This window comes from Mesobacillus maritimus (genome assembly GCF_023715205.1).
GTDB classification, from domain to species: domain Bacteria; phylum Bacillota; class Bacilli; order Bacillales; family Cytobacillaceae; genus Mesobacillus_B; species Mesobacillus_B maritimus_C.
Genome location: NZ_JAMBNR010000003.1, coordinates 34,678 through 46,545, shown reverse-complemented (window position 1 = coordinate 46,545; position 11,868 = coordinate 34,678). Strand labels below are relative to the sequence as shown.

Genomic DNA, 11,868 nt, shown 5'->3' with positions numbered 1-11,868 from the left:
TCACTTTGGAGAAAAGCGATATTCCCCTGTTAGGGATAGATAGTGACGGGTCGATCAATTGAATTGGAGGGAATGGAATGAGAGAAGCAGTAATTGTTGCCGGAGCTCGAACCCCAGTTGGGAGAGCGAAGAAAGGTTCACTAGCTACTGTACGTCCAGATGATCTCGGAGCACTTGTTGTCAAAGAAACATTAAAGCGTGCTGGTAACTATGAAGGAAATATTGATGATTTAATAATCGGATGTGCAATGCCAGAGGCTGAGCAAGGCTTAAATATGGCACGAAATATCGGAGCTTTAGCAGGTTTATCTTATGAAGTTCCTGCAATGACGGTCAATCGTTTTTGCTCTTCTGGATTGCAAACAATCGCTACCGGTGCGGAAAAGATTATGCTTGGTCATGCGGATACGATTATTGCTGGCGGTGCCGAATCAATGAGCATGGTACCGATGAGCGGTCATGTTATGCGACCAAATGCAAAACTTGCTGAAACAGCTCCGGAATATTATATGGGCATGGGGCATACAGCTGAAGAGGTTGCAAAAAAATATGGCATTTCCCGTGAAGAACAGGATGCCTTTGCTGTAAGAAGTCATCAACGCGCAGCCAAAGCTCTCCAAGAAGGAAAGTTCGTTGATGAAACGGTTCCAGTTGATGTCACGATTCAAACAGTAGGTAAAGACAATAAATCAGTAGAAAAAAGCTTCCAATTTACCCAGGATGAAGGAGTTCGTCCAGGTACAACCATAGATGTACTCTCTAAATTACGTCCAGCCTTCTCAGTTACTGGAACGGTGACAGCAGGTAACTCTTCACAAACAAGTGATGGTGCAGCTGCTGTTATGGTGATGGATCGTGAAAAAGCAAATTCTTTAGGTTTAGCTCCGATGGCAAAGTTCCGTTCATTCGCTCTTGGTGGAGTTCCACCAGAAGTGATGGGAATCGGTCCGGTTGTGGCAATTCCAAAAGCGCTTAAATTAGCGGGTCTAGAGCTATCAGATGTTGGCTTATTTGAATTAAATGAAGCGTTTGCTTCTCAATCGATTCAAGTTATTCGCCAATTAGGTTTAGATGAGGACATCGTGAATGTTAACGGTGGTGCGATTGCATTAGGGCATCCACTAGGTTGTTCAGGTGCGAAACTAACATTGTCTCTTATTCATGAAATGAAGCGTAGAAATGTTCAATTTGGTGTTGTAACAATGTGTATTGGCGGCGGAATGGGAGCTGCTGGTGTGTTTGAACTTCTATAAAACTTATAAATATTAGAATGGAGGAATACAAGGATGGCAAACCAAACAGATAAAGTGCTAAAAGGTGGAAGTTTCTTAATTGAGGATGTAACTCCTGAGCAAATTTATACTCCAGAGGATTTTACTGATGAACAAATTATGATTGCAAAAACAACAGAAGATTTTGTGGAAGGCGAAGTTCGTCCACAAATTGAATATCTTGAGAACCATGAATTTGATCGCACGGTAAAATTGTTAAAGCAAGCCGGGGACCTTGGACTTCTTGGTGCAGATGTTCCAGAAGAATATGGCGGTTTAGAGTTGGATAAAATTAGTTCTTCCTTAATTACTGAAAAAATGTCTGGTTCTGGTGGTTTCTCACTATCACATGGTGCACATGTAGGGATTGGATCGTTACCAATCGTCTTGTTCGGTAATAAAGAACAAAAAGCCAAATACCTGCCAGCATTAGCTACTGGTGAAAAAATTGCTGCCTATGCTTTAACTGAGCCAGGTTCCGGTTCTGATGCACTTGGTGCAAGAACAACTGCGAAGCTTAATGCAGAAGGAACACATTATATTTTAAATGGTGAGAAACAATGGATTACAAACGCTGGATTTGCTGACGTATTTGTTGTATACGCTAAAATTGATGGCGAACATTTTACAGCGTTTATCGTTGAACGTGAATTCCCTGGAGTTTCTACGGGTGCTGAGGAAAAGAAAATGGGAATTAAGAGTTCTTCAACGCGTACATTAATTCTTGAAGATGTTCCAGTACCAGTTGAAAACCTTCTATTTGAACCAGGAAAAGGTCATATGATTGCGTTCAACATCCTGAACATCGGTCGTTACAAATTAGGTGTAGGCGGCATTGGTGGGTCTAAGAAAGCCTTCAACTTAACAGTAAAATATGCGAACGGGCGCCAGCAGTTTAAGACACCAATTTCTCAATTTAACTTAACAAAAGAAAAGCTTGCAACACTTGCATCTGAAATTTATGCAACAGAAAGCTCTGTGTATCGTACGGTTGGTTTATACGAAGATAGCATGGGCAAAATGTCTAAAGAAGATTTAAATGATGGCCATAAAGTTGCAGCTGCAGTCGCTGAATATGCAATAGAGTGCTCCTTAAATAAAGTATTTGCTTCAGAAACGCTTGATCATGTTGTCGATGAAGGTGTTCAGATCCACGGTGGATATGGTTTTATGCAGGAATACGAAATTGAACGTGCATACCGTGATGCTCGTATCAACCGTATTTTTGAAGGTACAAATGAAATTAACCGTCTATTGGTGCCTGGAACTTATATGCGTAAAGCACTTAAAGGTGAGTTACCATTATTCCAACAAGCTCAAAAGCTCCAAGAAGAGTTAATGATGATGATGCCTGAAGAGCCAGGAACGGAGCCATTAGCACAAGAGAAGTATTTAGTAGCAAACGCGAAGAAGATTACCTTATTGGCAATTGGATTGGCAGCTCAGAAGTTCGGCAAAGCACTTGATAAAGAACAAGAAATTCTTGTTAACATTGCAGATATGGTTTCTCAAACATATGCGATGGAATCAGTTGTTTTACGTACCGAAAAAGCAATCCAAAAAGAAGGACTTGAGAAGAGCAAGCAAAAGCTTCTATATACACAAATTTTCTGCCAAGAAGCATTTATTAAAATCGAACAAGATGCAAAAGAAACACTTGTGGCATCAGAAGAAGGCGATGCTCTCCGCATGATGCTATCTGCATTCAAGAAGCTTACACGTTATACTCCAATCAATGTAATTCCGATGAAACGTGAAGCAGCAGATAAGTTAATCGAAGCCGAACGCTTTATTGTATAGAAAAGCGGAAGCTCCCTGATCAGCGGCGTACGGCCTAGAAATTGAAAACTTTCCAAATTTAACAATATTTATTACCTATTTAAAAGAAGAACAGGTCTCGACTAATAAGCGAGGCCTGTCTTTTGTTTGATGTTTAAAAATATTACTCAGATGATTAGTAATTTTACGTCTGTATATGGTAATATCCGTGTAGAGGGTATAAATGGATACATAATATAGGTGGTGTGTAAAAATGGGATTAACGTTTTACTGGTATCCTAAATGTGGCACATGTCGCAATGCAAAGAAGTGGCTCGATGCAAAGGGTATTGAGTACAAAGAAGTACACATAGTGGACAACCCTCCATCTAGAGATGAGCTAGAACAGCTTTATAAACAAAGTGGGTTAGAATTGAAAAAGTTCTTTAACACGAGCGGTCAGAAATACCGTGAACTAGGTTTAAAGGACAAAGTAAAAACAGCTAGTGAGACCGAGTTATTAGACCTTCTAGCCTCAGATGGAATGTTGATCAAGCGTCCTTTGTTAACGGATGGAAGCAAGGTAACAGTAGGGTTTAAGGAACCTGAATATGAAGCAACTTGGCTTCAATAGTGAATTTCTTACTTTGGTATTATTCATGAGTGGTCACTGCACGATGACCACTCATGTAATGATTAAGATACATAATTAAATGGAGGGGTTTTTCAAATGGCTGTACCAACAGAACTTCGTTATTCAAAAGAACATGAATGGGTAAAAACAGAAGGAGAGAAAGTACGGATTGGAATTACGGAATTCGCACAATCCGAATTAGGAGATATTGTCTTCGTTGAACTTCCAGAGGTGGGCGATGAAATTAGTTCAAATGAGCCGTTTGGAAGTGTAGAATCTGTAAAAACAGTTTCTGAACTTTATGCGCCAATTAGCGGTAAGGTGGTTGAAGTGAACGAAGATTTGAGTGATAGCCCAGAGTTTGTGAACGAATCACCATATGAAAAAGCTTGGATGATTGTTGTTGAGCCAAGTGATGTTACAGAAGCAGATAAGCTAATGACTGCAGAACAATATGAGCAAATGATTAACGAATAATAAAAAGAAACAGCATCCGCTCTGGATGCTGTTTTTCCTATATGGGAATCACCGTTAATTACCATCTCCATTCTCGACAATATCGGGCAAAATAACAGTACCAGTTTAAGGTGAGGTGATGTACCATGTCTTTAGAACCTAAAAAGTTAGATGTAACAGATCGAATTACTGGGAAATTAAATAACGGGAAGATTGAATTATATTTAGAAACTGAAAAAGTTGGGAGCATCTCTTTGCCTGAAGGTAGCTCAGTACAATTAGAGAAACATTTTGAAACAGATCAGAATAAAATTTACCAGCATGTCTATGTACCTGGCAATGAAGAGCCTCGCTATACAGATTGCGATGACGGTGGCTGGTGCTAATTAAACAGCGGATTTTTTATCCGCTGTTTTTCTATCCATGCCGGTGACTACCATTATTTGCAAAAAAGTATGTTTTCGGACAAATGTTTTGCAATCTTGTTCTAAAAGAGTGAAAATAAGTATAAGTTTAGTTTAAATGCACAATCTCTTTTACAATGATGAAAATATAATATATGAAGACACCCAGCAATGGGGGTTCTTTCACTCCCACAGCAGGTTAGTCGGACTTATCGGATTTTTATGGACAGGTGGTTCTGGTTTGTACGCATACCAGGGGATCCCCTAATCCGCAAAAATACGATAAAGAAATGTCGGTTTGGCGGTGGTAATGATGATGGATGAATGGAGTAAAGTAATCATTGTGGAAGGTTCATCAGATAAGAAAAAGATTCAAAGCATATTAAATGAACCGGTCGATATTATTTGTACGAATGGAACCATTGGAGTTTCCAAATTAGATGAATTAATTGAGGATCTGTTTTACAAAGATGTCTATATACTCGTGGATGCGGATGACTCAGGGGAAAAGCTAAGGAAGCAGTTTAAACGTGAGTTTCCAGAAGCAAGTCATTTATATATTGATAAGACGTACAGAGAAGTTGCCACAGCTCCGGAAAAACACCTTGCTACAGTTCTATTAGGAGCGAATATTGATGTACATGCTGAGTTTTTAGAAAAAGGATGATTTAAAAATGAAGGAATGGTCGCAAAAAGATATGGACCACTTGATGCAAAACGGAGAGGTAGGGTTTGTCTATCTATATACCCCAATATGTGGGACATGCCAAATGGCAGGGAGAATGTTAGAGGTGGTGACGCAACTCTTTCCAAACCTAACCTTTGGGAAGGCTGACTTAAATTATTATCCAGAGTGGGCCCTGAAGTTTGAGGTGCAAAGTGTGCCGTGTTTATTAATCATTAAAGATGGCCAAGTTGTTGATAAAATCTTCGCATTTCATTCAGTCCCATATTTACATGAAAAAATTAAACAATATCTCCTATGATTAAGTTTATTTTGACATATTTCTTGGGAAATGATAGACAATGCCCTCCAATTTAATCGGGATTGTCTTTTTTTGTGGGCGAAAACAGTGAATAGAATAGGAAATTGTCGAAGGAAATAAACAGGATTCCTCCCAATGAATCGAGAAATACCCTGTGAAAAGGGGGAATTCAATTGGACGAACTCGTTGAGGGGTTTGTGAATCGTTTACAAACAAAAAGTCATGTCTTTGAATTGTTTCATCATTCTACGTTTTCGTTAGCGATTGGAAATGAGTTAGACAAGTATCACCTTTCTTTACAAGACGGAGAGGTAATTATGAATGAACCAGTACAAGCTGATATAGAGGTTAATGGAAGAACGCCAATTATTGCTTCACTACTAGAAGGGAAACTAAAATTAAGGGATGGCATTTCTTATCATGGAATACAAGTAACAGGGAGTTTTAGAGATCAACTATTGGTAGAAAGTTTGTTTTTTTTAACCGGGAAGAAAGCAAAATAAGTGGTACTGCATAAAAATGTGTAAACTTTTTGAAATAACAGAATTATTGTTGACGGGTATATTTCATAATGCTATTATCTATTTAATTTAATAAACAGTACTTATCAAGAGAGGCGGAGGGAATGGCCCGATGAAGCCCAGCAACCGGTAGATCACGGTGCTAAATCCACCAGAGTAAATGACTCTGAAAGATAAGGAGAGAACAAGTGTGAACCTCTTCTTTACGAAGCGGTTTTTTTCATGAAAGGCAAGGCTTGTAAAGGTGTTTTTTAGTTTTTATGCCGAGTATAACGAACTGTAGGTTATACTCGGCATAAAAATCGAATATAAGCTCTTTATAGATGTTCGCGTTATTAGCCTACAAAGATTGAAAAAGAGACCATAAAAAGGATATTAGGGGGAGATCGATTTGACAGAGAAGAAAAATTACCGCTTGGAAACATTAAGTGTCCACGGAGGGTTAAAGGCAGACCCTGTAACTGGAGCAAGGGCATTACCGATTTATATGAGCAATGCGTATCAATTTAAAGATACGGAACACGCAGCGAATTTATTTGGATTAAAAGAAGACGGTTACATTTATAGTCGAATTCACAACCCAACGGTTACTGTGTTTGAAGAAAGAGTAGCTCTCCTTGAGGGCGGAATTGGTGCACTTGCTGTTTCAAGTGGAATGGCAGCGATTACTCTAGCGATTTTAAACATTGCCCATGCTGGTGATGAAATTGTCGCTTCTTCCCAGTTATATGGCGGAACATATAACCTCTTCGCTGTCACCCTGCCAAAGTACGGAATCAATGTAAAGCTTGTGGACTCAACAAATCTTGAAAACTTCCGTTCAGCTATTACGGATAAAACAAAAGCAATATTTGCTGAAACAATTGGAAATCCGAGCTTAAGAGTACTTGATATCGAAGCAACCGCAAAAATAGCCCATGATGCCGGGATTCCACTAATTATTGATAATACATTTGCAACTCCATATTTATGTCGTCCGATTGAGCATGGTGCTGATATTGTGATACACTCAGCAACTAAATGGCTTCTTGGTAATGGAACGACATTAGGAGGAATTATTGTTGATGGTGGAAAATTTGATTGGAGTTCACCAAAATTCCCTGGGTTTACCACTCCAGACGCTAGTTACCATGATTTAGTTTATAGTGAAGCATTAGGTGCGGCTGCATATATCGCAAAAGCACGTGTACAGCTACTGCGTGACATGGGACCAGCATTAAGTCCACAAAATGCATACCAATTTGCTCTCGGTTTAGAAACGCTTCATGTAAGAATGAAAGAACATGTTGCCAATACAAAGAAGGTAGTAGAATATCTAGAAGCACACCCTGCAGTTAATTGGGTATCGTATCCAGGACATGATGCGCATCCTGATAAAGCTCTTGCAGATAAATACTTACCGCAAGGAGCAGGTTCTGTTGTAGTTTTTGGAATCGAAGGAGGTAGGGAAGCGGGGGCCAAATTAATTAATTCCATTGAACTTTGGTCACATCTCGCAAATGTCGGAGATGCTAAAAGTTTAATTATTCATCCTGCGAGTACAACCCATCAACAATTAGATGCCGAAGGATTAAAAGCTTCAGGAGTTTCAGAAGATTTAATCAGATTGTCAATTGGAATTGAAAATGTAAATGATCTACTAGAAGATTTAGAACAGGCGATTTTAAAGGCTACTGGTATTCCAGCTCCGGCGCAAGCCTAACAAAGATTAATAATAATTTAGAATCAATTGACACTCTAATCTATCCATGGTAAAATCACTTTCATTAATAGAGACTCACAATACTATCAAAATTTAATACAATTGCTCTTATCAAGAGAGGTGGAGGGAAGTGCCCGATGAAGCCCGGCAACCGTCGTTAGTTTTGCTAGTGAAATGGTGCCAATTCACACAAAGCATATGCTTTGAAAGATGAGGGGAAGGTTAAAAATAAACATTATTACGCCTTTCTGCTCATATGCAGAAGGGCTTTTATTGTGTCCTCGATAACCTTGAACTGAATGTTTTCCTAGTTGGAAACAAAAGCTATGGTTATTCAAAATTGTACCTTTCTTGAAAGTTAAAAAGATACAGTAGGTGGGTTTGGAAATTTGGGATAAAGAGGGTGAGCATCGATTGATTTCTATAAAAGATGTTATTAAAACCTATCATTCAAAAGGTGGAGCAGTAAAAGCGGTTGATCATGTCAATCTCGAAATAAATGAAGGAGAAATATTTGGTGTAATTGGTTATAGTGGGGCTGGCAAGAGTACGTTGATCCGGATGTTGAATGGACTTGAAATTCCAACAACTGGTTCAATCAATGTTGCAGGAAGGGAAGTTTCTAAAATTAAAGGAGCTAAACTTCGTAAGGCGCGTCAGGAAATTTCGATGATCTTTCAGCATTTTAATTTGCTTTGGTCGAGAACGGTAGCTGACAATATTGCTTTCCCATTAGAAATTGCAGGTGTACCAAAACCAAAGCGTGATCAACGTGTGAAGGAGTTAATCCAACTGGTTGGCTTAGATGGTCGTGAAAAGGCTTTTCCTTCACAACTAAGTGGAGGACAGAAGCAAAGGGTTGGGATTGCTAGAGCATTAGCGAATAACCCACAAGTACTTTTATGTGATGAAGCTACTTCTGCATTGGATCCTCAGACGACGGACTCCATTCTTGAACTGCTTGTGGATATAAATAAGCGATTAGGTCTTACCATTGTACTGATTACACATGAAATGCATGTGATTCGTAAAATTTGTCATCGTGTTGCTGTGATGGAGGCGGGGAAAATCGTTGAATCAGGGCCGGTTCTTGAGGTTTTCAAAAACCCTAAACAACCAATTACTAAAAGGTTTGTACAGCAAGTTACCGAACCTGAAGAGACAAGAGACACAATTGACCATCTTCTGGACCGCTTTCCACATGGACAAGTTGTTCAATTAACTTTTGTTGGAGAGGCGGCTGAACAACCGCTCATTACAGAGCTGATTCGTCAATACGAACTAACTGTGAATATTCTCCAAGGTAAAATTTCGCAAACTCAACATGGTTCCTATGGAACATTGTTTATACATCTTGATGGAGATGAAAGGGAAGTCGAGAAGGCGATCTCCTATATCTCTTCCCAGGGAGTAGGTATGGAGGTGATTGAGAATGGATGAGTTTTTGAATGATATAAAATGGGATAAGCTAATTGAGGCTACGAATGAAACCATTTATATGACATCCATATCAGTTGTAGCAACTTTTATTATTGGTCTTCTTCTTGGTTTGCTTTTATTCTTGACAGGTAAGGGGGGACTATGGCAAAACCGGTTGATTAATTTTGTGATCGCTGCTTTTGTCAATGTGTTCCGCTCCATTCCGTTTATCATATTAATTGTGCTTTTAATTCCATTTACGCGAGCACTTGTTGGTTCCATGTTAGGGGCGAATGCCGCATTGCCGGCACTTATTATCGGGGCAGCACCATTTTATGCAAGGATGGTTGAAATTGCCCTTCGCGAAATTGATAAAGGCGTAATTGAGGCAGCGCAATCGATGGGGGCAAATCATTTTCAAATTATTTTTAAAGTGTTGATTCCGGAATCCTTGCCTGCATTAATCTCAGGCTTAACGGTTACAACCATTTCGCTTGTTAGCTTTACGGCGATGGCTGGTGTGATAGGAGCTGGCGGGTTAGGCCATTTTGCGTATCTCGAAGGGTTCCAGCGAAATCGGCCATTAATTACTTTAGTGGCAACCATTGCAATCTTAATTTTGGTCTTTATTATCCAATTTATTGGTGATTATTTTACAAAGAAGACAGACAAACGTTAATGACAGGAGGAATAAAAAAATGAAAAAATTATTAAGTACATTATTTTTATCTGTATTGGTTTTAGCTCTTGCTGCTTGCGGCGGAGGAGAAGAAGGAAATGAAGATGGAAACAAGAAGTTGGTTGTTAGTGCTTCGGCTGTACCTCATGCGGAAGTGTTAGAAGCAGCTGCTCCGTTACTAGAGGAAAAAGGGATTGACCTTAAAATCGAAGTTGCCACAGATTATATCATTCCTAATATTGCTCTAAGAGACAAAGAAGTAGATGCAAACTATTTCCAAACACCTGGTTATCTTGAATTACAAATGGAAGAAAATGAGGATTTTGATTTTGTAAGTGTAGGTGAAATCCATAAAGAGCCAATTGGTATTTACTCAAAAGAATTTGACAGTCTAGAAGACCTACCTGATGGGGCAAAGATTATTATGAGTGACTCATTGAGTGACCATGGTCGTATTTTACCAATTTTTGAAAAAGCCGGCTTAATTAAATTAAAAGAAGGCGTTGGCGAAAACGCTCGTGTTGACGATATTGTTGAAAACCCTAAAAACCTCGACTTCTCAACTTTAATTGAAGCAAGATTATTGGCGTCTTCGTTTGAAAGTGGAGAAGGGGATGCGGTTGTTATTAATGGAAACTATGCACTAGAAGGTGGCGTGGATGCCGCTGAGGATGGCATTGCATTTGAGGAAAGCGAAGTTGTTCCTCCAAACCTAATTGTTGTACGCTCTGAAGATAAAGATCGTGAAGAAATAAAAGCACTTGTTGAGGTCTTGAAATCAGATGAGATTAAACAATTTATTGAAGATGAATATTCAGGTGCGGTTTTACTAGCTGAATAGAGTGGATTAAGAGCTGATCAATTTTATGATCAGCTTTTTCCCATTTATGGGAATTTACGCATAACGGGTTCGACTTTCAAACATAATAACTCTGATTATGATTAAACTTTGAGGAGTGTTTAGAATGGAAAACCAAAATCAAAATGATGCGAATAACATGTCTGAAGCAGCGTTGCTCGAATATAAAGAAGGTTTAGGGGTATTTACCAAAAAAATGCCTGAAATCGCAAAACATTATAATGCGTTTACAGAGGCATGTTTCAAAGAAGGGAAACTCTCGCAAAAAGAGAAACAACTGATTGCTTTAGGTGTAGCGCTTTTTGCACAAGATGAATATTGCATCATTTATCACACAAAAGGATGTTTAGATCAGGGAGCAACAGAAGAAGAAATCCTAGAAGCAGTAGGTGTTACCGCAGCGTTTGGTGGTGGAGCGGCGATGAGTCAAGCTGTTACTCTAGTGCAAGACACGATTAATGACCTTTCATCTTCAGGTCAATCACAGCATTAAGCGGGGAAATCGAAAAAATATTGCGAATGAAGGGGCTACATGAACGAGAAGGCTTTATAGATAATCTCACGGCGAAATCCCGAACTTTGATGACATTGTGCGTCGAACAGAAAGAGTGTTACGATAAAGATGTCATAAAAACGCGATACGCGTAAAAATGAAGGGAAGGGTTATTTATTAATCATCTTCATATGAACTACACGAGTGAAATGGAAAAAGCTATGTATAAAGCCCATGGAATAGGCTATGAAGTCTATTGTTTAAAGCACAAACTAAGAATGAAGGTTGAAAAAAGACGTGAACTGGATTATCTGAAAAGTCAACGGATTGTAGCTGATAAAGACAGGAAACTCCTAGGCTAATAGCTAATCGTTTAGACCAGTGTGATCAGAGCACTGGTCTGTTTTATTATTGTAGGCCCACTCTACCTTTTGATTAGGCTAGGAATAGGGCTTTTAGGATGCCGTGTTTGCTTTAGGGAAAACGGTTGAATACGTGTTATACTAATACATGAAAGCCTCTCTCTTTGCTAAATATAAGAGAGGATTCTTTGTTTCTTTTTTAGTATAATATCTAGCTGGTTAAACAGTTGCACACAGTTTTAATTTGTTATAAGATTGTAATGAGAATAAAATGAGAATATAGGATTATCCGATTATATATTGGTTAATATCTTTTTTTACTAA

Annotated in this window: 14 protein-coding genes and 2 riboswitches; all 14 genes read left to right on the top strand. The window is 38.9% G+C overall.

Annotated elements, in window-relative coordinates:
- Positions 1 to 77: 77 nt before the first annotated feature.
- The 14 genes from M3182_RS04890 (at position 78) to M3182_RS26580 (ending at position 11,544) form a co-directional block, all read left to right on the top strand.
- On the top strand, positions 78 to 1,253 hold the full coding sequence (locus tag M3182_RS04890; protein WP_251432403.1) for an acetyl-CoA C-acetyltransferase: 1,176 nt from the start codon (positions 78 to 80) through the stop codon (positions 1,251 to 1,253).
- A 33-nt stretch (positions 1,254 to 1,286) separates the two neighbouring features.
- The gene (locus tag M3182_RS04885; protein ID WP_251432401.1) at positions 1,287 to 3,071 is read left to right on the top strand and encodes an acyl-CoA dehydrogenase FadE; all 1,785 of its coding nucleotides are present in this window, start codon (positions 1,287 to 1,289) and stop codon (positions 3,069 to 3,071) included.
- A gap of 232 nt (positions 3,072 to 3,303) precedes the next feature.
- Positions 3,304 to 3,663 (top strand): arsenate reductase family protein, encoded by a 360-nt coding sequence (locus M3182_RS04880; protein WP_251432398.1) that lies wholly within the window; start codon positions 3,304 to 3,306, stop codon positions 3,661 to 3,663.
- 96 nt (positions 3,664 to 3,759) lie between these two features.
- Complete coding sequence (gcvH, locus tag M3182_RS04875; protein ID WP_251432395.1) at positions 3,760 to 4,140, top strand: glycine cleavage system protein GcvH; 381 nt, start codon at positions 3,760 to 3,762, stop codon at positions 4,138 to 4,140.
- A 125-nt stretch (positions 4,141 to 4,265) separates the two neighbouring features.
- Positions 4,266 to 4,505, top strand: a complete 240-nt coding sequence (locus tag M3182_RS04870) for a YusG family protein (RefSeq protein ID WP_251432392.1) — start codon at positions 4,266 to 4,268, stop codon at positions 4,503 to 4,505.
- A gap of 334 nt (positions 4,506 to 4,839) precedes the next feature.
- Positions 4,840 to 5,190 carry a toprim domain-containing protein gene (locus M3182_RS04865; RefSeq protein ID WP_432806612.1) on the top strand — a complete coding sequence of 117 codons (351 nt, stop codon included), beginning with the start codon at positions 4,840 to 4,842 and terminating at the stop codon, positions 5,188 to 5,190.
- A 7-nt stretch (positions 5,191 to 5,197) separates the two neighbouring features.
- Positions 5,198 to 5,509, top strand: a complete 312-nt coding sequence (locus tag M3182_RS04860) for a thioredoxin family protein (RefSeq protein ID WP_251432388.1) — start codon at positions 5,198 to 5,200, stop codon at positions 5,507 to 5,509.
- Positions 5,510 to 5,682: 173 nt separating this feature from the next.
- Complete coding sequence (locus M3182_RS04855; protein ID WP_251432386.1) at positions 5,683 to 6,012, top strand: hypothetical protein; 330 nt, start codon at positions 5,683 to 5,685, stop codon at positions 6,010 to 6,012.
- Between the two features lie 98 nt (positions 6,013 to 6,110).
- A riboswitch (SAM riboswitch) is annotated at positions 6,111 to 6,210 on the top strand.
- Positions 6,211 to 6,421: 211 nt separating this feature from the next.
- Positions 6,422 to 7,732, top strand: coding sequence for an O-acetylhomoserine aminocarboxypropyltransferase/cysteine synthase family protein (locus M3182_RS04850; RefSeq protein WP_251432384.1), 1,311 nt, complete (start codon positions 6,422 to 6,424; stop codon positions 7,730 to 7,732).
- Positions 7,733 to 7,837: 105 nt separating this feature from the next.
- Positions 7,838 to 7,949, top strand: a riboswitch (SAM riboswitch).
- A gap of 197 nt (positions 7,950 to 8,146) precedes the next feature.
- The gene (locus tag M3182_RS04845) at positions 8,147 to 9,172 is read left to right on the top strand and encodes a methionine ABC transporter ATP-binding protein (RefSeq protein WP_251432495.1); all 1,026 of its coding nucleotides are present in this window, start codon (positions 8,147 to 8,149) and stop codon (positions 9,170 to 9,172) included.
- Positions 9,165 to 9,830, top strand: a complete 666-nt coding sequence (locus tag M3182_RS04840) for a methionine ABC transporter permease (protein ID WP_251432382.1) — start codon at positions 9,165 to 9,167, stop codon at positions 9,828 to 9,830. Before M3182_RS04845 ends, M3182_RS04840 begins: the two co-directional genes overlap by 8 nt.
- Before the next feature lie 19 nt (positions 9,831 to 9,849).
- Complete coding sequence (locus M3182_RS04835) at positions 9,850 to 10,671, top strand: MetQ/NlpA family ABC transporter substrate-binding protein (RefSeq protein ID WP_251432380.1); 822 nt, start codon at positions 9,850 to 9,852, stop codon at positions 10,669 to 10,671.
- Positions 10,672 to 10,795: 124 nt separating this feature from the next.
- Positions 10,796 to 11,182, top strand: coding sequence for a carboxymuconolactone decarboxylase family protein (locus M3182_RS04830; protein ID WP_251432376.1), 387 nt, complete (start codon positions 10,796 to 10,798; stop codon positions 11,180 to 11,182).
- Positions 11,183 to 11,373: 191 nt separating this feature from the next.
- On the top strand, positions 11,374 to 11,544 hold the full coding sequence (locus tag M3182_RS26580) for a YuzK family famiily protein (RefSeq protein ID WP_490715547.1): 171 nt from the start codon (positions 11,374 to 11,376) through the stop codon (positions 11,542 to 11,544).
- The last annotated feature ends 324 nt before the right edge of the window (positions 11,545 to 11,868 follow it).

What these genes read in the sequence shown, in the direction of transcription:
- M3182_RS04890 (WP_251432403.1), top strand. Translation starts at nt 78, where the DNA reads ATGAGAGAAGCAGTAATTGTTGCCGGAGCTCGAACCCCAGTTGGGAGA.
- M3182_RS04885 (WP_251432401.1), top strand. Translation starts at nt 1,287, where the DNA reads ATGGCAAACCAAACAGATAAAGTGCTAAAAGGTGGAAGTTTCTTAATT.
- M3182_RS04880 (WP_251432398.1), top strand. Translation starts at nt 3,304, where the DNA reads ATGGGATTAACGTTTTACTGGTATCCTAAATGTGGCACATGTCGCAAT.
- gcvH (WP_251432395.1), top strand. Translation starts at nt 3,760, where the DNA reads ATGGCTGTACCAACAGAACTTCGTTATTCAAAAGAACATGAATGGGTA.
- M3182_RS04870 (WP_251432392.1), top strand. Translation starts at nt 4,266, where the DNA reads ATGTCTTTAGAACCTAAAAAGTTAGATGTAACAGATCGAATTACTGGG.
- M3182_RS04865 (WP_432806612.1), top strand. Translation starts at nt 4,840, where the DNA reads ATGGATGAATGGAGTAAAGTAATCATTGTGGAAGGTTCATCAGATAAG.
- M3182_RS04860 (WP_251432388.1), top strand. Translation starts at nt 5,198, where the DNA reads ATGAAGGAATGGTCGCAAAAAGATATGGACCACTTGATGCAAAACGGA.
- M3182_RS04840 (WP_251432382.1), top strand. Translation starts at nt 9,165, where the DNA reads ATGGATGAGTTTTTGAATGATATAAAATGGGATAAGCTAATTGAGGCT.
- M3182_RS04835 (WP_251432380.1), top strand. Translation starts at nt 9,850, where the DNA reads ATGAAAAAATTATTAAGTACATTATTTTTATCTGTATTGGTTTTAGCT.
- M3182_RS04830 (WP_251432376.1), top strand. Translation starts at nt 10,796, where the DNA reads ATGGAAAACCAAAATCAAAATGATGCGAATAACATGTCTGAAGCAGCG.
- M3182_RS26580 (WP_490715547.1), top strand. Translation starts at nt 11,374, where the DNA reads ATGAACTACACGAGTGAAATGGAAAAAGCTATGTATAAAGCCCATGGA.